Origin of the sequence: Paraburkholderia sp. BL9I2N2 (assembly GCF_004339745.1) — a bacterium.
GTDB lineage: Bacteria > Pseudomonadota > Gammaproteobacteria > Burkholderiales > Burkholderiaceae > Paraburkholderia.
The window spans coordinates 104,684-128,079 of sequence record NZ_SMGP01000006.1 but is presented as its reverse complement, the minus strand read 5'-3'; the positions used below and the strand labels follow the sequence as shown (position 1 = coordinate 128,079).

The 23,396-nt window shown below is 60.2% G+C and carries 19 protein-coding genes; 17 read left to right on the top strand and 2 right to left on the bottom strand.

Features of this window, described 5'->3' with window-relative positions; translation table 11 throughout:
- Window positions 1-590: 590 nt before the first annotated feature.
- The 7 genes from B0G74_RS44195 to B0G74_RS44165 all read left to right on the top strand — a co-directional run bounded on the left by B0G74_RS44195 (window position 591) and on the right by B0G74_RS44165 (window position 10,719).
- A complete protein-coding gene (locus tag B0G74_RS44195; protein WP_243658644.1) occupies window positions 591-1,694 on the top strand; it encodes an extracellular solute-binding protein in 1,104 nt (367 codons plus the stop codon).
- 262 nt (window positions 1,695-1,956) lie between these two features.
- Entirely contained in the window at window positions 1,957-2,976 is a 1,020-nt protein-coding gene (locus tag B0G74_RS44190; protein ID WP_132384432.1) for an IS110 family transposase, read from the top strand.
- Window positions 2,977-3,263: 287 nt separating this feature from the next.
- Window positions 3,264-4,343, top strand: a complete 1,080-nt coding sequence (locus tag B0G74_RS44185; RefSeq protein WP_132384175.1) for an ABC transporter ATP-binding protein — start codon at window positions 3,264-3,266, stop codon at window positions 4,341-4,343.
- Window positions 4,340-5,218 carry a sugar ABC transporter permease gene (locus B0G74_RS44180; RefSeq protein WP_132384173.1) on the top strand — a complete coding sequence of 293 codons (879 nt, stop codon included), beginning with the start codon at window positions 4,340-4,342 and terminating at the stop codon, window positions 5,216-5,218. The genes B0G74_RS44185 and B0G74_RS44180 overlap by 4 nt, the downstream gene beginning before the upstream one ends.
- Window positions 5,218-6,120: an ABC transporter permease gene (locus tag B0G74_RS44175; protein WP_132384171.1), complete on the top strand. Its 903-nt coding sequence runs from the start codon at window positions 5,218-5,220 to the stop codon at window positions 6,118-6,120. The genes B0G74_RS44180 and B0G74_RS44175 overlap by 1 nt, the downstream gene beginning before the upstream one ends.
- 120 nt (window positions 6,121-6,240) lie before the next feature.
- Window positions 6,241-8,655, top strand: coding sequence for a glycoside hydrolase family 3 C-terminal domain-containing protein (locus B0G74_RS44170; protein WP_132384169.1), 2,415 nt, complete (start codon window positions 6,241-6,243; stop codon window positions 8,653-8,655).
- A gap of 228 nt (window positions 8,656-8,883) precedes the next feature.
- On the top strand, window positions 8,884-10,719 hold the full coding sequence (locus B0G74_RS44165) for a glycosyl hydrolase family 79 C-terminal domain-containing protein (RefSeq protein ID WP_165924057.1): 1,836 nt from the start codon (window positions 8,884-8,886) through the stop codon (window positions 10,717-10,719).
- 151 nt (window positions 10,720-10,870) lie between these two features.
- Here B0G74_RS44165 and B0G74_RS47300 read toward each other — a convergent pair whose 3' ends face one another.
- Together B0G74_RS47300 and B0G74_RS47295 are read right to left on the bottom strand one after the other, a co-directional pair.
- Entirely contained in the window at window positions 10,871-11,947 is a 1,077-nt protein-coding gene (locus B0G74_RS47300; RefSeq protein WP_243658603.1) for a (Fe-S)-binding protein, read from the bottom strand.
- A gap of 153 nt (window positions 11,948-12,100) precedes the next feature.
- The gene (locus tag B0G74_RS47295) at window positions 12,101-12,691 is read right to left on the bottom strand and encodes an FAD-linked oxidase C-terminal domain-containing protein (protein ID WP_243658643.1); all 591 of its coding nucleotides are present in this window, start codon (window positions 12,689-12,691) and stop codon (window positions 12,101-12,103) included.
- Between the two features lie 130 nt (window positions 12,692-12,821).
- Between B0G74_RS47295 and B0G74_RS44150 the strand changes: the two genes are divergently transcribed.
- From B0G74_RS44150 to gabD, 10 genes are all read left to right on the top strand, one after another.
- On the top strand, window positions 12,822-13,508 hold the full coding sequence (locus B0G74_RS44150) for a GntR family transcriptional regulator (protein WP_132384163.1): 687 nt from the start codon (window positions 12,822-12,824) through the stop codon (window positions 13,506-13,508).
- Window positions 13,509-13,801: 293 nt separating this feature from the next.
- Complete coding sequence (locus B0G74_RS44145; protein WP_132384161.1) at window positions 13,802-14,695, top strand: alpha/beta fold hydrolase; 894 nt, start codon at window positions 13,802-13,804, stop codon at window positions 14,693-14,695.
- Window positions 14,688-15,644 carry a flavin reductase family protein gene (locus tag B0G74_RS44140; protein ID WP_132384159.1) on the top strand — a complete coding sequence of 319 codons (957 nt, stop codon included), beginning with the start codon at window positions 14,688-14,690 and terminating at the stop codon, window positions 15,642-15,644. The genes B0G74_RS44145 and B0G74_RS44140 overlap by 8 nt, the downstream gene beginning before the upstream one ends.
- A gap of 238 nt (window positions 15,645-15,882) precedes the next feature.
- Window positions 15,883-16,914 (top strand): ABC transporter substrate-binding protein, encoded by a 1,032-nt coding sequence (locus B0G74_RS44135; RefSeq protein ID WP_128598245.1) that lies wholly within the window; start codon window positions 15,883-15,885, stop codon window positions 16,912-16,914.
- 80 nt (window positions 16,915-16,994) lie between these two features.
- Window positions 16,995-17,879, top strand: a complete 885-nt coding sequence (locus tag B0G74_RS44130) for an ABC transporter permease (protein WP_132384157.1) — start codon at window positions 16,995-16,997, stop codon at window positions 17,877-17,879.
- Between the two features lies 1 nt (window position 17,880).
- A complete protein-coding gene (locus B0G74_RS44125; protein ID WP_132384155.1) occupies window positions 17,881-18,675 on the top strand; it encodes an ABC transporter permease in 795 nt (264 codons plus the stop codon).
- A 25-nt stretch (window positions 18,676-18,700) separates the two neighbouring features.
- Window positions 18,701-19,789, top strand: coding sequence for an ABC transporter ATP-binding protein (locus B0G74_RS44120; protein ID WP_132384153.1), 1,089 nt, complete (start codon window positions 18,701-18,703; stop codon window positions 19,787-19,789).
- Window positions 19,790-19,801: 12 nt separating this feature from the next.
- Window positions 19,802-20,548, top strand: a complete 747-nt coding sequence (locus B0G74_RS44115) for a GntR family transcriptional regulator (protein WP_132384151.1) — start codon at window positions 19,802-19,804, stop codon at window positions 20,546-20,548.
- Window positions 20,549-20,663: 115 nt separating this feature from the next.
- Window positions 20,664-21,821 (top strand): porin, encoded by a 1,158-nt coding sequence (locus B0G74_RS44110; protein WP_132384149.1) that lies wholly within the window; start codon window positions 20,664-20,666, stop codon window positions 21,819-21,821.
- 108 nt (window positions 21,822-21,929) lie between these two features.
- On the top strand, window positions 21,930-23,396 hold the full coding sequence (gene gabD, locus B0G74_RS44105) for an NADP-dependent succinate-semialdehyde dehydrogenase (protein ID WP_132384147.1): 1,467 nt from the start codon (window positions 21,930-21,932) through the stop codon (window positions 23,394-23,396).

Below are 23,396 nucleotides of genomic sequence, written 5' to 3'. Positions count from 1 at the left end.
TCGTCGTAGACGGAAAGAGTCCCGACGCCCAACGTTGCTTTGCCGGAGCTGCCCAGCCCGGCTTTAAATCCTGCTTTCGCACGGCCGACGCGGCCGCTCGCTCCTCTTCTGCGTCAACTGACAACAAACGAATAACCGTTCGAATTACGGGCGCGGTTCGCCGCCCGCTGCCTTCTTTCGGGTAACTCAGCGTTAATACTTACTAGCCAAACAGAGGGGAAGGCACTAATCTTGGAAAAACGTTTTCCCACGCCGAATCCCAAACTGCGGCACGTTGAGCGTACCCATCACTCGCTATCGGAACGACAAGGTACGGCGCGCAAAGCGATGACTCCCAACGGAGACTTACATGCAGTCTGCTGTCCATGGCGTTCCGCAAGCAGTAAGCCAGCCGATGCTGGATCGCTTGTGAATCGGCGCACTGGCTTGTCTTGCTGCGTTCGCGATCGTGCATCTGCTAATCCGCGTGTCACCCGCAAAGCTGAACGCATAACTTTTTATCGATCCACGGCTTGGAAAAATTGAAAAATATGAGACAGAGCTTATTTACCAGATTCCGCGGCGGCATCGCAGCGACCTTTTTCCTCTCGATGTCGTTGCCGGCAATGTGTCAACCGGTTGCGATCAACATTGTCGACGTTGCCGGCGATCTTCAGTTGACGCAAAAGGGTTTCGAAGCCTTCAAGGCCAAATACCCGAATCTCGTTTCCAACATCACATACACGAACGCGCCCGCGCCGCAATTGCCCGGCAAGATCAAGGCGATGCAGGCGGCCGGCCGTTCGGACATCGATCTCGTGCTGACGGGCACCGACGCGCTCGCCGCCGGCATCGAGCAGAAGCTGTGGATCAGGTTGCTGCCGGATAACGGCACGGCGTTCCCCGGCGCGCTCGACAAGTACGCGCCCGGTCCGCGCAAGATGCAGGATCTCGCGCAAGGCTTCGGTCTTGAGGTCGCGTACATGCCGGCTGGCCCGCTGATCGAATACAACCCGGCCAAAGTCAGTGATCCGCCCAGAACGCCGGACCAACTGCTGCAATGGTGCAAGGCGCACCCGAACAAGCTGATCTATGCGCGTCCCGCGAACTCGGGCCCGGGCCGCACGTTCCTGATGGGGCTGCCCTATGTGCTCGGCGATAAAGACCCGAAAGACCCCACCAACGGCTGGGACAAGACGTGGGCGTTCCTCAGGCAGCTGAACGATTGCATTCCTTACTATCCGGGCGGCACGTCGACGGTCATGAAGGAACTCGGCGAAGGCACCCGCGACATGACCGTGACGGTGACGGGCTGGGACATCAATCCGCGCGCACTCGGTATCGTGCCGGCCGATTTTCGCGTTCAGGCATTCGACAACATGACGTGGGTGAACGACGCGCACTACATGGTGATTCCCAAGGGCGTGCCGAAGGAAAAGCTCGACGTGATCTACAAGCTGATGAACTTCATGCTCGAACCCGCGCAGCAGGCTATGACTTACGACGACGGTTACTTCTATCCCGGCCCGGCGATCAAAGGCGTAACTGTCGAGCAGGCACCGGCGCATAGCCAGGAAGTCCTGAAGAAGTACGGGCGGCCTGAGTACGCGAAGTTGCTCGCCGATCGTCCGCATGTTCTGCCGCTCAGCGCGGAGGCGATGGTGGCGGCGTTTCAGAAGTGGGACCGCGAAGTCGGCTCCCAGAAGAACAGATAAGGTGCAACAGCGTATTGGTGACCGCAGCAAAGTCAATCAATCGATTCCGCACACGTCGTGCGTATCGCGCATATTGGCAGATCTTGACGGCAGGTGGCGCCATGCGGCGCTGCGGCCAACATCGTAGGGAAATGATATGAACGCCTCCCACCCGTGAGCGGTGGAAGGGGAGCAGGAAGGTGGACCCTCACGGGCCGACGGCATCAAAGTGCCCAAGATGGAAGATCATGAAGGTCTTCACAGGCAAACCGGAGGGTCCAATATGAAGCTTACGACAGTGGGTGTGGACATTGCAAAGAACGTGATGCAGCTCCATTACATCGACGCCGAGACGGGCGAAATCGTGAACAAACCCGTAAAGCGTGCAGCGTTTCTTGAACATTTCTCGAACCGGTCGCCGTGTCTCATTGGGATGGAGGCGTGTGGTGGTTCACAGCACTGGGCCCGCAAGCTTATCGTGATGGGCCACCAGGTGAAGCTGATGCCGGGGAAGTTCGTCAAGGCGTTCGTGATGGGTAACAAGAATGACGCGGCTGATGCGCGTGCGATCTGGATGGCGGCGCAGCAGCCGGGCAAGTCGGTTGCGGTGAAGACGGAAACACAGCAGGCGGTGCTGGGGTTGCATCGGATGCGCGAACAGCTGGTGAAGTTCCGCACGATGCAGATCAACAGCCTGCGCGGCCTGCTAACCGAATACGGTGAAGTGATGGGCAAGGGGCGAGCTGCGCTGGACAAGGCGATTCCCGCCGTGCTCGAACAGCTAGTTGATCGTTTGCCGAAGATCCTGATCGACACGTTACGTGAGCAGTGGAACGGTCTGACGGAGCTGGACAAGCAGATCGCCGAAATCGAACGGCGCCTACAGGCATGGATGAAAGAGGACAAGGCGTGCAAGGCAATCGCTGCGATACCGGGTGTCGGTCTACTGACGGCGACCGCGGCGATCGCGACGATGGGGGATGCGAAGACGTTCCGATCCGGACGTGAGTTCGCAGCCTGGATCGGGCTTGTCCCAAGACAAACGGGTTCGGGCGGCAAGATTCAGTTGCTGGGTATCAGTAAGCGAGGCGATACGTATCTGCGCAAGCTGCTGATCCACGGCGCGCGCAGCGTCTTGTTCCACGCGAAGGAGCCAGGGCCGTGGCTTGAGCAGATCAGGACGCGGCGGCCGATGAATGTGGCGATCGTAGCGCAGGCCAACAAGATGGCTCGGACGATCTGGGCAATCCTGGCGCATGACAGGCCGTATGAAAAAGGGTACGTGAGCGTGAAGCCGGCTTGAATGGCAGACGGCGCGTAGGAAGATCAACTTTTACAGGATGACACGTCGAAAGGTTGCGCTGGCAATCGTGAGTAATGACAAGACAGGTCGGACCGGGACTCGCTAAACCTGAATGATTGGTTGAGCTTCGAGCTCGCCAGGGAAATGAGGTGCGGGTCAGCGGATTTCATGGTGGGCCGCAGCGTATCAGGCTGCAACAAGCCCGGATATAAAGCTGCAACCCATCCTGTCGTAGTCGGAACACACGAAAAACCGTCGCAAACGGGAGGCGTTCATATAAAGCGATCATGAAGCACCAATTCGAACAGCTGCGCCTGGATTCCGTCTGCCGCAGTTTCGTCAATACTGAAGGGCAATCGGTGGCCGCGTTGCAAGGCCTCGATCTGAATATCCGCCGTGGCGAATTTATCGCGCTGCTGGGTCCGTCGGGCTGCGGCAAGTCGACGGCGCTCAACTGCATCGCGGGCCTGCAGCCGCTCACGGACGGCGGCATCTGGCTCGACGATGAACGCATCGACGTGCTGCCGCCGGAAAAGCGCGGCTTCGGCATGGTGTTTCAGAACTACGCGCTGTTTCCGCACATGTCGGTGCTGGATAACGTTGGCTTCGGCTTGAAGATGCGCGGCATCCCCAAGGCGGAAACGGTGAAGCGCGCGCGAGAAGCGCTGCAACTGGTGCAACTGGTCGGTCATGAGAAAAAGCTGCCGGGGCAACTGTCGGGTGGGCAGCAGCAGCGCGTCGCGATTGCGCGCGCCATTGTGATCGAGCCGCCGCTCATCCTGATGGACGAACCGCTGTCGAATCTCGATGCCAAGCTGCGCATCGAAATGCGCGCCGAGATTCGCCGCATTCATACACAACTGGATCGTGCGACCATTTATGTGACGCACGATCAGGACGAAGCGCTGTCGATGGCCGACCGCATCGTTGTAATGAAAGAGGGTGTCGTGCAGCAGGTCGCGACGCCGAAAGAAGTCTACGGACGGCCGAAGAATCTGCACGTCGCGCGCTTCATGGGCTATCGCAACGTTCTGCCCTTCACGCTGGAAGGTGTGCAGGGCGAAGGCGCGACGGTCGAGTCGAACGGCGTGCGCCTCGTCGGCGTGGCAATGGACGGTTTCGATAGCAAGCGCGTTTCCGTTGCGCTACGTCCTGAGGACATGGAGCGCGCCGCGCCCGGCACGGGGAACGCATTCGATGCAACGGTGACGACGGTCGAATACGGCGGCCGCGATTCGCTGATTCGCGTGAAGAGCGCGTTTGGCGAACTGTGGGCGCGCGTCGCGGGCGAATTCAGCGAGGGCGAGGGCATTACGCTGCGCGTGTCGACGTCGCGCACGCTGGTCTACGACGGGGAACCGTCATGAGCACACTGACGCCCGTCGCGGTGCGCGCACCGCGCGACGGCAAGGCGTGGCTCGTCTCACCCGCCTTGCTGTTCATTTTCGCGCTGTTCGTCTATCCGTTCATCTACGGCCTCACGCTGTCGTTAAGCCCGATGGAAGGCGGCGGCATGTGGGCGAACTACGCAAAGTTCTTCAGCGACACGTCGATGTGGCCGACCATCGTCGTCACGCTGAAGCTCGCCGTACCGGCGACGCTGATCAACGTCGGCGTGTCGGTGCCTGTCGCGTTCGCGCTGCGCCGTCCGTCGCCGTATCAGAAGTTCGTGACGACGCTGCTCGTGATTCCCGTTACGCTCGGCACGGTGCTGATCGCTGATGGCATGCTTTCATACTTCGGTCCGAACGGCTGGTTTCCGCAAGTGCTGCAGGGGCTGCATCTCTACACAGACGAAGTGCGCCTCACGCATAACTTCTGGGGCGTGCTGATTTCGCTGATCGTGTCGGGCTTTCCGTTCGCGTTTCTGCTGACACTGTCATACGTGACAGGCATCGATCCGACGCTCGCGAGCGCCGCCGCGACGCTCGGCGCCGACCCTTGGCAACAGTTCCGGCGGATCTATCTGCCGCTGCTCGTGCCCGGTCTGACGATGGCCGCGTGTCTGTCGTTCGTTCAGGCGTTTTCGGTGTTCCCGTCGGCAGTGCTGCTCGGCGCGCCGGCTGGGCCGACGCGCGTGATGTCGATTGCCGCCGCCGAAGCCGCGTTCGAGAGCTACGATTATTCGCTCGCCTCTGCGATCGCGATCGTGATGGGATTCGTGCAACTGGTGATTGTCGCCGCGATGCTGGGCGCGCGCCGCTTCTTCTACAGTGGACCGGCGACGGGAGGTAAAGGCTGATGGCAACCGAAAGTGAAATTGTCCGTCCGTGGCCTGCGGCGCCGCAGGAACACACGGTGAAATCCAAGAAACCGCGTGTCAGTTTGCGCGACCGTGTGTACAAGGCGCTCGTCTGGGGCGCGATGATCTTCTTCCTGCTGAACATCGTGCTGTTGATCGCGACCGTCGCAATCAACTCGGTCGCGACACGTTGGTTCGGCACGTTGCTGCCACAGGGCTTCACGCTGCGCTGGTATGGACAGGCATGGAGCGACTTCCAGCTCGCGGCCGTGTTGTGGGTGACGGTTGAAGTGGTCGGCGCGGTCGTGCTGCTGTCGATCCTGCTCGGTGTGCCCGCCGCATATGCGCTCGCTCGCGTGCAGTTTCGCGGCAAGCCATTCGCGATGTTGGTTTTCCTGTTGCCGCTGATGGTGCCGCCCGTCACGTACGGCATTCCGATGGCGACCGTGATGTACAAGATCGGGCTCGCGGGCACGCTCGCAGGCGTGATTCTCGCGAACCTCGTGCCGGCGTTGCCTTTCGTGATCCTCGTAATGACGCCGTTCATCGAGCAGATCGATCCGAATCTGGAATCGGCGGCACGTATCTTCGGTGCGAACACATTGCGCTATTTCCGCTACGTATTGCTGCCGTTGCTCGTGCCCGGCATGCTCGCGGCGGGTCTGTTGGTGCTGGTGCGTACCATCGGCATGTTCGAGCTGACATTCTTCACGGCGGGACCGGCGACGCAGACGCTCGTCGTCGCGCTGTATTACGCCGTATTCTCGACAGGCGTGCGTGCGCCGCAATCGATCGACGCGATGGCGATGATCTATATGGCGATTACGCTGATCTGGGTGCTGATTGCGCTGCAGTTCGTGAGCCCGACACAGATCGTTAGCCGGGTGAGGCACAATAAATAGTCGATTTGATGGCGTGGGTCCGCGAGACTATAAAAATTACAAATAGGATTGCGAAAAGAAATTGACGAGGCATTAACGTCAATCTCTATGAAGCGATCTATGGAGATAAAGGAGAGAGACATGGAAAAGCTACTGATGAAATCGGGTGTATCGATGATGGTGGGATTCAGTCTGCTATTGAACGGATGCGGTGGTGACAGCAATAGCGGTACGATTTCGGCAAGCAATCCGACTCCGTGGATGGACACGTCATTGAGACCCGAGCAACGCGCTGCCCTGCTTGTTGGGGCGATGGCTTTGCCTGACAAGGAAGAGCAGTTGGTCGGTGGGGCCGGAGTGGTTGCTGAACTTCCTCAATGCTACGGAGCCCGTCATATCCCCGGCCTCCCGAAATACCGCATCCCCACGCTCCGGATTACGAATGGACCAGTCGGCATAGGTCAAAACGATTGCGTTCCCTCGTCTTCGACCGGCGGCGGTGTGGCTGCATTAACGAGTCCCAACTCCGCCAGGGCAACTGCGTTGCCATCTGCCATCGGGGTTGCTGCGTCATTCGATCGCGCTGTGGCGACGCAATTTGGCGACGTGATCGGGAAGGAGGGGACGAACTTGGCCCTCCATGTCTTTGAAGCGCCTGGCATGAACCTGGCCCGGTTACCCGTCGGCGGGAGAAACTTTGAATATATGGGAGAGGACCCATATCTCACGGGCACGATGGGTACGGCCGAAGTTCGGGCAGTTCAGTCCCGCGGGATGATCGCGATGGCGAAGCACCTTGTGGCCAATGAACAGGAGACGAACCGGATGACGATTTCGGAAAACGTCGATGACAGGACATTGCACGAACTTTACATGCTGCCATTCGAAATGGCTGTGAAGGACGGACAGGTAGGCGCGGTGATGTGCTCATACAACTCCGTAAACGGATTTTCGATGTGCGAGAACAGGCATATCCTGACGGACGTGCTGCGTGGACAGTGGGGTTTTGATGGTTACGTGCAGTCAGACTTTTTTGCCGCGCACAGCACGGCTCAGACCATGCTCGCCGGGCTCGATAATGAAATGCCTGGAGTAAGTATTCCCGGTGTTACGACATGGTGGACCCCCGACAAGTTGAATGCAGCGCTCGCGTCGGGTCTGATCAAGACATCGGACATTGATACGGCGTTGGCCCGTCGCTACACGCAGATGTTCAAGGCCGGGATATTTGACCGTCCGCTCGTTCAAACGGCGATTGATGCAGCTACCGACGGTGTGGTCGCAAAGTCGATAGGCGAGCAATCTGCGGTACTTCTGCAGAATGACGGAACGCTGCCTCTGAGCAAGGGGGTTCAGAATGTGGCCATTGTCGGCAAAGCCTCCCAGGTCTTCGCGCAGCAGGCGGTGGCGGGCGGCAGCAGTGTGGGAAACCCAATGGGTTCGGGCGGGGGCAGTTCAGACGTTGCCGCGCTGTACACGGTTTCGCCGCTACAGGGAATGCAGGATGTACTCGCGAGTCTCGGTAATTCAACTGCGAAGGTTCATCTTGTTCTTGTTGACGATACCAACACGAACGCCACTATCGACGGAGCCAGTTCGACCTTCGCCGCCGTTCAGACCTTGATAGCGAGCGCGGATGCCGTCGTGGTGATGGCCGGTTCGATCTCCGAGGAAGGGGCGGATCAGGCTACTTTCACCGACGCTTCCGGCTTGAGCGTCGACCCCGGCAAATATCTCAACACGCTTGACTGGTACGGGCCGAAGGCCAGTTCTCTTACGACAACCGGTACGGTGAAGAGCAGCAATACACTTGCCATGGTTCAAAGCATTGTCGCTACAAATAAGAAGACCGTACTCGTTCTGAAAGACAATGCGGTCGAAGCAATCGATCCGACGCTGCTCAAAGGGGGAGCGTCGGCGCCAGCTGCAATACTCGAAGCCTGGTTCCCCGGCCAGGAAGACGGGCATATCGTCGCGGACCTGTTGTTCGGTGTGGCGAACCCATCGGGGAAGTTGCCCGTTACCTTCCCGCAAGTGGGCCAGGGGTTCATGGATTCAATTAATGCCGCCCAATATCCGGGTATCTCAGTCAACGGAGTTCCGACCGTGACATACGCTGAGGGACTTAACATGGGCTATCGGTGGTACGACGCTATGGGCAAGAATCCCGCCTTTGAGTTTGGGTTCGGGCTTTCCTATACGACCTTCTCAGTCCAGAATGCTGCCGTTTCTTCAGGAAGCAACGGAACCTATAACGTCACCGCGTCGGTAACCAACACAGGGAAGATTGCCGGTGCGGAAGTAGTACAGGTCTACGTTGGCTTGCCTTCATCGTCGGGTGAGCCGCCGAAACGCCTGGTCGGATTCCAGAAAGTTTTCCTGAACGCGGGTGCGTCTCAAACGGTGACGGTGAACATTGATCCGAATGGAAATAATCACCCGTTAAGCATTTGGGACAAGGACGCACAGCAGTGGAAAGCCGCCAGCGGAGGATCAACCGTGTATGTCGGCAATTCCTCCAGAACGCTCGCTACGGCTGGGACGATCACTCAATAAAGCTGTGCCTACGGCGGTCCTGGGTCTACGTGACGGGCAATCAGCTCTTGTATGACGTCAAGGGTAACGGGGCGAACGCATCTTTCAACTGGAAGAGGATCTTGGACGATGCGCCGTAGCCCTGCACGTCTTACACCCGATGCTTCAGATCCACCCAACTTGTTGAATCGGATATCGAATGGCGACTCCATGTCGTTAGCGCTATTCAAACACTTGAGGACGAATGTCATGAAAAAATCAAATGTCAGTCGCATCCATGAAAAATCGATCGGCTTTACCTGTCAAAGCAGGGCAAGTCTATTCATGTTATTGCCAATTCTGGGCACACTTTCCATCGCGGGATGCGGCGGCGGAGTAAGCAGTGATGACCCGTCGCTAATTCAACGATTTGCTGCCAGTTCACCCACTATTACGGCGGGACAAATCACCACGTTATCGTGGCAGGCCTCCGGATCAAAGTCCGTTTCACTGAGTGGTGTCACGGCGACGCCTGTAGCGTCGGCTGTCGTGGCGCCTTCGCAGACGACGACATACCATCTGACGGCAACCAGTGAAGTCGGTAAGTCAACGACCAGAGACGTGACAGTGACCGTTGCGCCTGCAACGACTGTCGGAAGCGTCACTGTGAATCCCACACAACCGGGAAGGGCTATCCCCTCGGGATTTTTAGGGTTCTCGCATGAGTGGGGTCAAGCGCAACTGCTAATGGGATCACCAGCAGTTCCGAATCCCGTCTATAGACAGCTGATCGCGAATCTTGAGCAATATGGAGGCGGACCTGTCTCCTTACGGATTGGCGGCAGTTCGACGGACAGTACCGGAGAGCCCGACGCTAATACTGTTCCACCCCTTGCGCAGATGTATGCAGACAGCAAAAGCTTGCCGTCAGGCGTTTCGTTTATCCTCGGGGTCAACTTTAAAGCGGGGAACGTAACGCTGGCAACGGACCAGGCAACGGCATATCTCAAGTCGATGCCTAGTGGATCTGTGCAGGCAGTTGAAATTGGCAACGAACCTGACCTTTATCAAAACACGACTTATCCGTTTTCTCAATTCCTGACGGACTTCCAGACTTTTGGTCATAGCATTCAAGCTGCGAATCCGGGAACTCTGCTTATGGGTCCGTCCATTGCTCGTTTCCCAAACACACAACTTTCGAAGCGTCTTCCACCGCGAACCGATTTCGCTACGACGGATCAGTTGAATACATTTATTCAACAAGAAGCATCCTCGCTTGCATTGGTGAGTTGGCACGCTTACGTTACGGCCGGCGCTAACGCAGGCAATACGGTTCCGTCAGGCTTTTTGCTTCAGCCGACCTCTTCGACCCTCAAGCCATCGTTAGTCGCAGCGTATGTGCCGCTTGCCACTGCCGCGGGGAAGCCCTTTCGAATGGCCGAGATGAATTCTCTATCGTCGTCGGGCCAGGATGGTGTGAGTAACGCGTTTGAAGCAGCACTCTGGGCTGTTGACACGATGTTTGAATTTGCGAACGTCGGAATTTCAGGGGTTAACTTCCACAGCAACAATTGGAATAGTTTTAATCAATGGGACGCATATGGGGCGTTCCACTTCAACGTCCCCGAGTCGCAGTACCTTGCGTCCAAGTCGATCGCGCCACCGAGCGGCACGCAGTTTTCGCAGCAATACTCGCTTCGCGAAGTACAGTCTCTTTACTATGGAATGTTGCTATTCGCGGAGTCAACAGGTCATCAGTCGAAATTGCTGCCTGTGGACCTGCAGACAAACACGAATGTCAAAGCGTGGGCGACAATCGACCCAACGACAAACAAGGTTAACGTTCTGGTGCTCAATAAGGACCAATCTGCCTCCGGTGTAGTTTCACTTACAATCCCTGGATACAGCTCGGGTGTCGTAACCCGGATGATAGCGCCGACTCTCAGCTCCAAGACGGGTATTACGCTTGGCGGGCAGACGTTCGACGGTAGCCAGGACGGAAAGGCTGTGGGGGTGGAGTACGGAGAAACGATCACGGGGGAAGGCGGAAAGTTCACGGTGTCTAGCGGTGCAGCGAGCGCTTTTTTGCTGACACTCTCTAAATAGGGGGATGTCGTGTGTGCGGCAACTCTAGGTGCGCCGCACGCGGGACCATACCGTTGAACTCGGGAGCACTGCCCCACCGGGCGTTGTCACATTACCGATTACCCTCCCATGATTCGCCGGGTGACCGGTAACGTGACAACGCCAGGATAAGTCATCGACCGGATTTCACCGCGGCTCTGCTGCCGACCAGTGCGAGCAGGACTTGTACCGGATGGGGCAGGGCGACCGCATCAATGGCGCTGGCTTGGCAGCGGCAAGAGTAGCCGGTCGCCATCAGCCTGCCACCGGCATAATGCCGTGCCACCGTCGGCCCCCAACTCATCTGGTAAATCGTTTCGGAGGTTGAGCGGTTCTGGGCTTCGTGCCCGTAGGTGCCGGACATGCCACAGCAGCCGACGGGCAGGACGTTCAACTGGGCGCCGCAAGCCGTGAAAACGCGTTCCCAGTTGTCCATTGCAGCTGCCGCATTCGTCCGCTCAGTGCAATGAGGAAGCAGGAAACAGGGTTCGACGTCGTCCGAAATGTGGCTCCCGGCTGATGCGAGCGCTTGGGCCAGCCATTCCTGAAGCAGATAGACATGCGGCGAATTTGCCTCGCCGAGCGTTTCCTTGTATTCCGAGCGATAGATCAACGTCATCGCTGGGTCAATGCCGATCAGGGGAATGCCGGTGCTTTCAAGGCGCTTGAGCATCGTCGCATTCTTCTCCGCGGTGCGGTGAAATCGACCGAGGAATCCATGCACGTGGAGAGGTTTGCCGCCAGGCAGAAAAGGAGCGAGCAGCGGATGGAATCCAAGTCTGTCGAGCAGACGAAGGGTGTCGAGAACCAAGCCGGTTTCGAAGTGGCTGGTGAACGCGTCCTGCACGACAATGACAGCCCGGCGCGCTTGTGCTTCGACAGCAGCGATACTGGCCGGGGTCGCTATCGCGAAGCAGGCGCGGCGCGTTCGGCGATCAGGTCGACACCGCTCAGCATCGGCACGCGGACCAGGCCGATGCGGCGCAGCAGTGATTTTACGACGCGGCTCGCCAGCAGCGCGTTGACGAGCCGAGCCGGGGTGCCTTGGCCAGCTGTGGCAGAGCAGGTTCCAGCCATGCCAGCAACAAGTCCCTGATTGGGCGTGATAACGCGTGTGGTACAAGGCCAGAAACTTGGACCGAAAGTCGGGCACGTCGACCTTAACCGGGCATTGTCCCGCGCAGGACTTGCAGGCCAGGCAGGTATCCATTGCCTCCTTCACTTCGTGCGAAAAGTCGTACTCGCCTCCGAGTTTGGCGACGGTATGACGAAACCTCGCTGGAAGAGATGCGATCCATCGTAAGCCACCCGCCGTTTGCCCGTTAAGATCATCGCCTTGTCCCTGCTGGCTTAGCAGGTATAGCTATTCGCGCAGCAGCGAGGCTCGGCCTTTGGGCGAGAAGCGGCGATCACGGAGCGCTTTCCATGACGGGCACATTGCGTCATCGGGATCGAAGTTGAAGCAGGCTCCATTGCCGTTACAATGCAGTGAATCCGTGAATGACCGACGGAGTTCGATTGGAACGATGCGGTCGCGTTGGCCGCGCGTCGAGATCTCGTCCAGACGCAGGAGTGCCGGCCCGGTGGGCGCGGCAATCTTGCCGGGATTGAACTGGTTGTGTGGATCGAACACCGTTTTGATGTCCTGTAGCCGGCTGTACAACGGCCCGAAGAAGGCCGGCGCGTGTTCAGAGCGCAGCCCCTTGCCATGTTCGCCCCACAGCACGCCTCCATATTTGCGCGTCAGGGCCACCACTTCGTCGGTGATCGAGCGGATGAGCTTCTCTTGCGCTGCATCCTTCATGTCGATGGCTGGACGGACATGCAGGACGCCGGCGTCGGCTTGCCCAAACATGCCGTAGACCAGACCTCTTCCGTCGAGCAGGGCGCGGAATTCGGCGATATAGTCAGCGAGATTCTCGGGTGGTACGGCAGTATCTTCGACGAACGGAATCGGGCGCCGAGCGCCTTTCAGGCGTCCAAGCAGACCGACCGCGCACTTCCTTTATGGTGGATAATATGGCATTCCACGCTCCCGGTCATGCCATGGTGCGGCCCGAGCTTTCTCTGTCCACTTTTTACTTATGTCAGATCTCAAAGTTGTTCGCGAAACCAAAACCCTTCGCGAACTGACGCTGGACAAGCTGCGCGACGCAATTGTGCAGGGGTATTTCCAGCCGGGCGCACGCCTCGTCGAACGCACGCTGTGCGATGAGTTGGGGGTGAGCCGCACGATTGTGCGCGAGGTATTGCGGCACCTCGAGACCGAGGGGCTGGTGGATGTCATCGCGCGCCAAGGGCCGGTCGTCGCGCAACTGAATGCCGGTCAGGTTAGCGAAATCTACGAACTGCGCGGGCTACTGGAGGCGAATGCCGCACGCGCGTGTGCCGAGCAGTCCACACCCGAACTCGTGAGGCGACTGCGGGAGATCCGCAAACAGATCGAAGCGGCGTTCCAGGTCAAGGACCTGCCAGCGGTGCTCGCCTACACGGAACACTTTTATGAGGCGTTGTTCGAGGGCGCGCAACGGACCGTCTCCCTAGCCGTGGTCAAGACGCTCAATGCGCGGATCAATCGATTGCGCGCACTCACGATAGCCACGCCGGGACGCAGCCAGGAGTCAAATAGCGAGATGAACATGATGCTTGATGCCATCGAACGGCGCGACGGCGATGCCGCGTTTTCCGCCTCGATCGCGCATATCCGGCGCACGGCGGAGCTTGCGCTTGCGGCGCTTGCTCAACGAAGCGAAGGGGTGGCCGAAGCTTGACGCGAACGGCCTGACGGTTCTCCACCGTTTGTCTCTGGCCGCCATTCCGCGGCCGGCCGACGCGCTCCTTCCGAGCCGCCAACCACTCCCCACTTCACTCCCGATAAGGCGCCGTTCGCTCGCGGCGTCGTCTTCGCTCGACCCCGGCCGCGAGGCTCCGTCCGGCAACCGCGTGTCGTCGGCAACGTCCATGCCAGCCAGTTCTTCCTTCGAAATTATGGTATTCCATAATATTTTGACGAGAAAAGTTTGCTGTAGTATGGCATACCATAATCTTGTGGAGCATGAGCCGAATGAATCCTGACCGGACGCCCAGGCTTGCCGCCGCGCGCGGCGAGATTGCAGGGACGAGCTACCGCGTGCATGCGCCGAAGTCAGGCGAATCACGTGCGACCGTTGTCCTGATTCACGGCGTGGGGATGAATCAGAGCGTGTGGTTGCCGCAGATCGAGCCGTTGACGGCGGCGAACTACGAAGTCGTTGTCTACGACATGCTCGGTCACGGCGCCAGTGTTCTGCCTCCCGCCAAGCCCACGCTCGATGATTACGCCGCCCAGCTCGAACACCTGCTCGACGGGCTCGACATTGCGCGTGCTCACGTCGTGGGACACTCGATGGGCGCGCTCGTTGCACTCGAATTCGCGCTGACTCGCACGCCGCGCACGCTGAGCGTCGCTGCACTGAACGCGGTCTACGACCGCTCGACCGCACAGCGCGAAGCGGTGATGTCGCGCGCCGCGACGCTGGGCGATGCACCGGTCGATACGGGCGGGAATGCGGGCGTCGATGCCACGCTCAAACGCTGGTTCGGTGACCCGGTGCCGGCGCATCTGACGCAGGCGGCGCAAGCGGTGCGCCACCTGCTGCTCTCGGTCGATCCGGTCGGCTATGCGCGGACTTACGGTCTCTTCGCCTGCTCGGACGACGTCCACGTTGGCCGGCTGACGAGCCTTGCCGTGCCCGCCTTGTTCCTGACCGCCGAGCTAGATCTGAACTCGAGTCCGGACATGTCGAGGGCGATGGCAGAGGCCGCGCCGTTCGGTCGGGCCGAGGTGATTGCGGGTGCGCGTCATATGATGAACGTTAGCCATCCAGAAGAAGTCACCGCACGCCTGCTCGCTTTTTTCGCCGAAGCAGCGCAACGAAACGGGGCAAATGCAACGAACGTGGGGAAAGACCATGTCTGAGCCGATCATCGAACAGACTTTCGACACACTCGAATTTCGCCGCGCACTCGGCGCATTCGTCACCGGTGTGACTGTTGTCACGACGATCCAGCCGGACGGTTCCCCGCGCGGCTTCACGGCCAACTCGTTCGCCTCGGTTTCGCTCGATCCGCCGCTGATCCTCGTGTGCATCGCGAAGAGCGCGTCGAGCCATGCGGTCTTTGCCACCACGAATCACTTCGCAGTCAGCGTGCTGGCGGGGGAGCAGAAGGCCGTGTCGGGCGTCTTCGCGTCGAAGTCGGTCGACAAATTCGCGCAGGTCTCATGGCGCGTCCGTGCAACGGGCGCGCCGGTCATGGAGGGCGCGGCGGCCACGTTCGATTGCAGGACGCACGACGTCGTGGATGCCGGCGATCACATCATTCTGATCGGACGCGTGGTGGACTTCGTGCATACGAATTCGTCGCCGTTGGGTTACTGCCGTGGCGCGTACGTGAACTTCAGTCTCTCGCAGGACGCGCTCGCGGCAACCGGCGCGCGCGCCCAGGTCGGCGCAATTCTCGAACATCGCGACGGCCTGGTGCTGCTTGAAACGAAAGACGGTTTGCAGTTGCCGACCGGCGTCAAGCTCGAACCCGAAAGCGATGCGGGGAGCCTGCGCGGCGTGCTGGCGAAGCTCGGTCTCACCGCGCATCTCGATTTCATTTTTGCCGTGTTCGAATCGGGTAGCGGTCCGTCGGCGAGTGTCCACGTCTATTACCGGGGGCGCGTGAGCAGCAGCCTTGCGGCCATGATGGACAGTGCGATCCACATCGTCCCGCTGCCACTGATTCCATGGAGCGAACTGCGCGACGACGCCGTGCGCTCGATGCTGCAGCGCTATGTGCGCGAGCGCAGCGAGGACGCCTTCGGCATCTACGTCGGCGACACAGAGGCGGGACAAGTCCAGACGCTCGCGACAACGCATTGAGATGCCCGGTGTCGCACGGCTGCCGCCGTCATCCGGATACGCTTTGCGACGACCGGCTTGTCTTGGGTTAATCCACCAAAAAGATCCATCAATCTGGCATCGCAGTGGGGAGACAAAGGAAAAGATGGAAAACAGCAACATGAAGCCAGCGCGTTCTTCGCCGTTGGCCGCAGAGACGACCGATTCGACGACCACGCAGTCAATTTAGCGCGACCAAACCGACTTGAAGGATACCGATATGACCCGCACCCGCAGTCTGATGATTTCTCCGCTGTTCGCGCTGTGCGCGGCAGCGTTCATGGCGACGCCGGCGCTTGCCGCAGATCCCATCGTGTTCACGAGTTGGGGCGGCACGACGCAATCGTCGCAGCAAAAGGACTGGGCGCAGCCTTTCACCCAGGGGAGCGGCATCACCGTGCTGATGGATGGTCCGACCGACTACGGCAAGCTCAAGGCGATGGTGGACAGCGGCAATGTTAGCTGGGACGTCGTCGACGTCGAGGGCGACTTTGCCTATGCCGCGCAAAAGGCAGGGCTGATCGAGCCTATCGACTACACCGTGGTCAAGAAGGGCGAGCTCGATCCACGCTTCTCGAGCGCCGATGCGGTGGGCAGCTTCTATTACTCGTTCGTACTCGGCTATAACAAATCGAGCTTCAAGGGCGCGCAGCCGCAGGCGTGGGCCGATCTGTTCGACACGAAGAAATTTCCCGGCAAACGAACGTTCTACAAGTGGTCCGCACCCGGCGTGCTCGAAATTGCGCTGCTTGCCGACGGCGTGCAGCCGGACAAACTCTATCCCCTCGACCTCGACCGCGCATTTAAAAAGCTCGACTCGATCAAGAGCGACATCGTCTGGTGGAGCGGCGGCGCACAGTCGCAGCAACTGCTCGCATCGGGAGAGGCGCCCGTCGGCATGTTCTGGAACGGCCGTCTGCATGCGCTCGAACAGACGGGCGTGCCGGTCGGCGTTTCGTGGAACCAGAACCTGACTGCCGCGGACATGCTCGTGATCCCGAAGGGCGCGAAGCACAAGGCCGAGGCGATGAAGTTCCTCGCCGTCGCGACGAGTCCGCAGGCGCAGGCAAAGTTCGCGCAGGATACGGGCTACGCGCCGATCAACGTGAAGTCGGCGGCGCTGATGCCTGCTGCAGTCGCGAAGACGATGCCGGACCAGTACAAGACCTCCCAGATCGACCTGGACATGAAGTACTGGGCGGACAATCGCGACGCGATTGCGAAGCGCTGGTACGCGTGGCAATCGAAATAAGCGTCAGCGAAAGAGGCGTGCCCCGAAGCGGCGGTCAGGCAGAAGGCGCGTAGCAGCAACTGGAGAATGCAGGAGATACCATGCCCAATGTTCTGAGTACCGCGGCCCATCCGCCGGCGACACCCACGCGTCGGCGTCGCGACTGGCGCAACATTCGCCTGTTGATACCGGGGCTCGTGCTCCTCGTGATCTTCTTCATGCTGCCGGTGCTTTCGCTCCTGCTGCGCAGCGTGCTGGAGCCCACACCGGGGCTGCACAACTACGAGCAGCTTCTCGGCTCGTCCACCTACCTGCGCGTGTTCGGCAACACGTTCCTGGTCGCGACCGTCGTGACCGTGGTGACGGTGGCGATCGGTTTCCCGACCGCATGGCTGCTCGCGATTGCGCCGCGCAGACTGAGTTCGTTGCTGTTTTCGATCATGCTGCTTTCGATGTGGACCAACCTGCTGGCGCGCACGTTTGCCTGGATGGTTCTGCTTCAGTCGACGGGCCCGATCAACCGCATGTTAATGGCGATCGGCCTCATCCACGAGCCGCTTCCGCTCGTGAACAACCTGATCGGTGTGACGATCGGCATGACGTACATCATGCTGCCATTTCTCGTCATGCCGTTGCACGCGACGCTGCGCAGCATCGATCCCTCGACACTGCGCGCTGCGGCGGTCTGCGGCGCGAGTCGCTGGCAGGCCTTCTGGCGCATTCTTGTGCCATTGGCGATGCCGGGCATCGCATCGGGCGCATTGATGGTGTTTGTCATGGCCCTCGGCTACTTCGTGACCCCCGCATTGCTCGGCGGCGCGCAATACATGATGCTCGCCGAACTGGTGGCCCAGCTCGTGCAGGAGTTGTTGAACTGGGGTCTCGCCGGTGCCGCAGCCTTCGTGCTGCTCGCCGTGACGCTCTCGCTCTACGCGCTTCAACTGCGGTTCACAGGCGGCGCGCGCGCCACTGCTGGAGGCCTTTGACATGTTGCTCGATTTCGACCGTTTAGGTGCGTTGCGCTGGGCGCTGCTTGCAATCGGCGCTGCCGTTGCACTGTTTCTTCTGTTGCCCATCGTGTTCATCGTCGCGTTGTCGTTCGGCGATTCGCAGTGGCTGATCTTTCCGCCGCCGGGCTGGACGCTGGAGTGGTACCGCCAGCTTTTCACCGACCCGGGATGGCTCGATTCGCTGATCACGAGCGCCAAGCTCGCGGTGATCGTGACAGTGCTGTCCGTGCTGATCGGTTTTCTTGCATCGCTTGCGCTCGTTCGCGGCAAGTTTCGCGGACGCAACGCGGTGAAGGCGTTTTTTCTGACGCCGATGGTGCTGCCCGTGGTGGTGCTGGCTGTGGCGCTCTATGCGTTCTTTCTGCGCATCGGCCTGACCGGCACGATGACTGGCTTCGTGATCGGCCATCTAATCATCGCCTTGCCGTTTTCGATCATTTCAATCAGCAACTCGCTGTCGAGCTTCGATACCGCACTGGAAGACGCAGCATTGATCTGCGGGGCATCGCCGCTCGAAGTGAAGCTGCGCGTGACATTGCCTGCGATCCGGCTTGGCCTGTTCGCCGCGGCGATCTTCGCGTTCCTGGCGTCGTGGGACGAGGTGGTGGTGTCGATCTTCATGTCGAGTCCGACCTTGCAGACGCTGCCCGTGCGCATCTGGGCGACGCTGCGGCAGGACCTGACTCCCGTCGTCGCGGCAGCATCCTCGCTGCTCGTCGGACTGACGACTGTTTTGATGTTGGCGGGCGCAGTGTTGCGCCGCGCCCGATAACGCCCGAACAATGAGGTGATTAGCCATGACTTCCGCATTCCTGCAAATCCAGCGCCTGCGTAAGACCTACGACGACGTCGTTGCCATCGACCAGGTTTCGCTCGATGTGCGCAAGGGCGAGTTCATGACCTTCCTCGGGCCGTCGGGCTCGGGCAAGAGCACGACGCTTTATATCGTCGCGGGTTTTCAGGAGCCGACTGAGGGTCGCGTGCTGCTCGACGGCAAACCGCTGCTGTCGGTCGCGCCCAATAAACGCAACATTGGCATGGTGTTTCAGCGCTACACGCTGTTTCCGCATCTCACCGTCGGGCAAAACGTGGCTTTCCCCTTGCGGGTGCGCCGCCGCCCCGAGGCGGAGATCAAGAAGAAGGTCGAGCAGATGCTCGCGCTGCTTCATCTCGCGGAGTTCCGCGATCGCATGCCGGGCCAGCTCTCGGGCGGCCAGCAACAGCGGGTGGCGATTGCACGCGCGCTGGCGTACGACCCGCCTGTGCTGCTGATGGACGAACCGTTGTCCGCGCTCGACAAGAAGCTTCGCGAGGAAATCCAGCTCGAACTGCGCCGCATCCACCAGGAGACTGGCGTGACGATTCTCTACGTGACGCACGACCAGGAAGAGGCGTTGCGTCTTTCGGATCGTATCGCTGTGTTCAACAAGGGCTGCATCGAACAATGCGGAACCGGCGAAGAGCTCTATGAAAATCCGGCTTCGCGCTTCGTCGCCAACTTCATTGGCAATTCGAACTTCCTGCCTGTTCGTATCACCGCGCGCGACGCGGCGCAATCGAGCGCCGTCTTCCCGAGCGGCCATGCAATCGCGGCCACCGGCGATGCCACGCTTTCCGTGGGCGGCGACGGCACGCTGATGGTTCGCCCCGAGCAGATCCGCATTCGCGCTGCCGGGGCGGCGAAAAACACGGCGGGCTTGCCAGTGACCGTGCGAGACATCACCTATCTCGGCGACGCCATGCACTACTCGGTGACGACGCCGTGGGCACAGGACATGTCAGTGCGGATGCCTGCGGGAGATCATCGGGACAGCGGGATCGTCGTCGGCACGCAGGCCTGGATCGACTGGGACGCGCGCGACACGAGGCTGTTCGCGCAGGCTTGATCGGATACAGCAATGCACGAACCGATCTCGTCCCTGAAAGTCGAGCGCCGAACGACCACGCTCAGAGCGCTTGTGCTCGAGAAAATGCGTAGCGCCATCCTGGATGCGCGTTTTCAGCCAGGCGCCCGGTTGGTCGAGCGGACCTTGTGTGAAGAGCTGGGCGTGAGCCGCACGGTGGTGCGCGAAGTGCTGCGCCATCTGGAGACGGAGGGGCTCGTCGATACCCTGCCGAATCAGGGGCCCATCGTTGCCGTGCTCGATCTCAAGACCGCAACGGAAATTTACGAAATTCGCGGCCTGCTGGAGGGCGAAGCGGCGTCCGCCTGTGCGCGGCTTGCCGACACACGCACCGTCGACGATCTGGACGCACTGATCGACAGCATTCAGCTCGCTTTCGATGACCGGGACTATCGTGCAGTGCTGGCCTTCACGACAGCGTTTTACGAGCGCATGTTCACCGCGGGCCACAAACATGTCGCGTGGGAAATCGTCCAGTCGCTGACGGCAAGAATCAACCGCCTGCGAGCGTTGACCATCGCGTCCGACGATCGCGGCAGCCAGGCGGTTCTGGAAATGCGTCAGATCCTGGCCGCGATACGCGCGGCGGACGCGGTCGCCGCGCGCAGCGCCGCTGTCACGCACGTCAGCGGGGTGGCGGAAATCGCCAGGAAGCTGTTGGTTGAAGGGCAGGGGCACTTGCTCCTGAAACGCGCAGGGCAGTCTTCCGGCCCTTTGCTCCTTGCGCAGAAGCGGCGATAGAAAAGATAAAACGGTTCGGTACGACGAAGCGTTCAGAAGAAAAAAGCACGTTCACCCACACGCCCCCACGTTTCGTGGCGGGTTAGCAGCGCATTTGACAAGGAGAGAAGAACGCATGAAACATCATTGCAAGAAAAACATTGCGTGGTTATTGGCGGGGAGCGCTTTCGTCGCGTTGAACGCGCACGCGCAATCGTCCGTCACGCTGTATGGCGTGATCGACGAGGGCATCGACTACGTCAGCAACAGCGGCGGCCATTCGCTTTGGCGCATGCGCGACGGTACGTATGACGGCGTCTATGGCAGCCGCTGGGGTTTGAAGGGCAGCGAGGATCTCGGCGGCGGTCTGAGCGCCCTGTTCAAGCTGGAATCGGGTTTCAGCACGGAAAACGGCCAAAGCCGCCAGGGCGGCCGCCTGTTCGGCCGTCAGGCCTACGTGGGCCTGTCGGATACGCGCCTCGGCACGGTCACGCTTGGACGCCAATATGATTCGGTGGTCGACTATCTGCAGCCACTCACCGCGCCGGGACAACTCGGCGGTCCGCTGGTTCACGCGGGCGACATCGACAACACGGACAACTCTTTCCGCGTCGACAATTCGATCAAATACGCGAGTCCGAAGATCGGCGGCCTGACCTTTGGCGGCCTCTATTCGTTCACCAATACGAACGCGCCCGGCCGTGGAACGACCGGCTTGTGGAGCCTTGGGGCGAATTACGCTTTTGGCGGGTTCAACATCGCGGGCGCTTACCTGTACGCGAAGAATCCCGCGGCACTTCTGACCGACGGAAATTACGTGAGCAACACCACCGGCGCGGCGATTGGCGCGAGCGGTCCGTTCAGCTACGTGGGCAACCCGGCCAACGAGCAGATCTTTGGCGCGGCGATCAACTACGCGCTGGGTTCGGCGACGCTCGGTCTGGATTACACCAACACGAAGTTCAACGACGCCAACGGCACGCAGGGCACGGTGATTTTTGCGAACTACGAAGCGTGGGGCCGCTACAACCTGACGTCGGCATGGTACGTGGGTGCGCAGTACGTGTACACGCACGGCAACGTCGGGTACGACCAGTCGATTCCGATTTACCACCAGGTGGGACTCACGACGGCCTATGCCTTGTCAAAGCGCACCTCGCTATACGCGATGGGCGTCTGGCAAAAGGCAGCGGGCGCGGCATCAAACGCCGATATCTTCGATGGCGCAGTCGCTTCGGCTTCGTCGAACAATCATCAAACCGCCGTGCGCATCGGCATGTATCACCAGTTTTGATCGTGGTGTACTCCGTCCTCACGCGGAGCACGATGTCGCCCCGAGTATGAATTCGCGCGATCCGGCTTGCAGCGGGTCGCGCGACACTTTTTCGCAACCCCTTTAGGAATGACCATGGAATTGGGAACCCAGTTGAAGGATCCGCTGCTGTTTCGACAACAGGCTTACGTCAGCGGCGAATGGCAAAGCGCCGCGAGCGCAGAAACATTCGAGGTTCGCGATCCCGCAACGGGCGCGATCGTCGGCAACGTTCCTTTGATGGGCGCGAGCGAAACACGTCAGGCGATCGACGCAGCGAACGCGGCCTGGCCCGCGTGGCGCAAAAAGACCGCGAAAGAACGCGGCGCCATTCTGCGCAAATGGCACGATCTGATGATGGAGAACGCCGATGATCTTGCGCTGATCCTGTCGACGGAGCAGGGCAAGTCGCTTGCGGAGGCGAAGGGTGAAATCGGCTATGCCGCGTCGTTCTTCGAATGGTTTGCGGAAGAAGGTAAGCGCGTGTATGGCGACACGATTCCGACGCCGGCGAGCGACAGGCGCATCGTCGTGGTGAAGGAACCGGTGGGTGTGTGCGCCGCGATCACGCCGTGGAATTTCCCGGCCGCGATGATTACCCGCAAGGTTGGACCCGCGCTCGCCGCCGGTTGCACCATCGTCGTCAAACCCGCCGAAGCGACGCCGTTCTCGGCGCTGGCGCTGGCCGTGCTGGCCCAGCGTGCAGGAGTGCCGTCCGGTGTGTTCAGCGTGGTGACGGGTGACCCGAAGTCGATTGGTGCGGAGCTGACGTCGAATCCCGTCGTGCGCAAGCTCTCGTTCACGGGATCGACGCCGGTGGGCCGCCTGTTGATGAGCCAGTGCGCGTCGACGGTCAAGAAAGTGTCGCTCGAACTCGGCGGCAACGCGCCGTTCATCGTGTTCGACGATGCCGACGTCGATGCGGCCGTCCAGGGTGCCATCGCATCGAAGTACCGCAACAGCGGGCAGACGTGCGTGTGCACGAACCGCTTCTACGTGCACGACACCGTGTACGACCAGTTCGCGGAAAAGCTCGCCGCAGCGGTCAGCCGCCTGAAGGTCGGACGCGGCACCGAACCCGATGTCGCGCAAGGCCCGCTCATCAACGAGGCGGCGGTGCAGAAAGTTGAAGCCCATATCGCGGATGCGCTCGCGAAGGGCGCGTCCGTTGTCACGGGCGGCAAGCGTCATGCGCTCGGCCACGGCTTCTTCGAACCGACGGTGCTCCGGGACGTCACCCCGGCGATGCAAGTCGCGAAAGACGAGACCTTCGGCCCACTCGCGCCGCTCTTCCGATTCAGCAGCGACGACGAGGTGATCCGTTTCGCGAACGACACCGAGTTCGGTCTCGCATCGTACTTCTACAGCCGGGATATTGGCCGCGTCTGGAGGGTTGCGGAAGCGTTGGAGTACGGGATGGTCGGCGTGAACACGGGCCTGATTTCGAACGAAGTCTCGCCGTTTGGTGGCGTGAAGCAGTCGGGCATGGGGCGCGAGGGTTCGCACTACGGCATCGACGATTATGTCGTCATCAAATATCTGTGCATGGCGGTCTGA

Bases quoted from the DNA above. Each gene is read 5' to 3' on its own strand.
- B0G74_RS44195 (WP_243658644.1), top strand. From the start codon at position 591: ATGTCGTTGCCGGCAATGTGTCAACCGGTTGCGATCAACATTGTCGAC.
- B0G74_RS44190 (WP_132384432.1), top strand. From the start codon at position 1,957: ATGAAGCTTACGACAGTGGGTGTGGACATTGCAAAGAACGTGATGCAG.
- B0G74_RS44185 (WP_132384175.1), top strand. From the start codon at position 3,264: ATGAAGCACCAATTCGAACAGCTGCGCCTGGATTCCGTCTGCCGCAGT.
- B0G74_RS44180 (WP_132384173.1), top strand. From the start codon at position 4,340: ATGAGCACACTGACGCCCGTCGCGGTGCGCGCACCGCGCGACGGCAAG.
- B0G74_RS44175 (WP_132384171.1), top strand. From the start codon at position 5,218: ATGGCAACCGAAAGTGAAATTGTCCGTCCGTGGCCTGCGGCGCCGCAG.
- B0G74_RS44170 (WP_132384169.1), top strand. From the start codon at position 6,241: ATGGAAAAGCTACTGATGAAATCGGGTGTATCGATGATGGTGGGATTC.
- B0G74_RS44165 (WP_165924057.1), top strand. From the start codon at position 8,884: ATGAAAAAATCAAATGTCAGTCGCATCCATGAAAAATCGATCGGCTTT.
- B0G74_RS47300 (WP_243658603.1), bottom strand. From the start codon at position 11,947: ATGGATACCTGCCTGGCCTGCAAGTCCTGCGCGGGACAATGCCCGGTT.
- B0G74_RS44150 (WP_132384163.1), top strand. From the start codon at position 12,822: ATGTCAGATCTCAAAGTTGTTCGCGAAACCAAAACCCTTCGCGAACTG.
- B0G74_RS44145 (WP_132384161.1), top strand. From the start codon at position 13,802: ATGAATCCTGACCGGACGCCCAGGCTTGCCGCCGCGCGCGGCGAGATT.
- B0G74_RS44140 (WP_132384159.1), top strand. From the start codon at position 14,688: ATGTCTGAGCCGATCATCGAACAGACTTTCGACACACTCGAATTTCGC.
- B0G74_RS44135 (WP_128598245.1), top strand. From the start codon at position 15,883: ATGACCCGCACCCGCAGTCTGATGATTTCTCCGCTGTTCGCGCTGTGC.
- B0G74_RS44130 (WP_132384157.1), top strand. From the start codon at position 16,995: ATGCCCAATGTTCTGAGTACCGCGGCCCATCCGCCGGCGACACCCACG.
- B0G74_RS44125 (WP_132384155.1), top strand. From the start codon at position 17,881: ATGTTGCTCGATTTCGACCGTTTAGGTGCGTTGCGCTGGGCGCTGCTT.
- B0G74_RS44120 (WP_132384153.1), top strand. From the start codon at position 18,701: ATGACTTCCGCATTCCTGCAAATCCAGCGCCTGCGTAAGACCTACGAC.
- B0G74_RS44115 (WP_132384151.1), top strand. From the start codon at position 19,802: ATGCACGAACCGATCTCGTCCCTGAAAGTCGAGCGCCGAACGACCACG.
- B0G74_RS44110 (WP_132384149.1), top strand. From the start codon at position 20,664: ATGAAACATCATTGCAAGAAAAACATTGCGTGGTTATTGGCGGGGAGC.
- gabD (WP_132384147.1), top strand. From the start codon at position 21,930: ATGACCATGGAATTGGGAACCCAGTTGAAGGATCCGCTGCTGTTTCGA.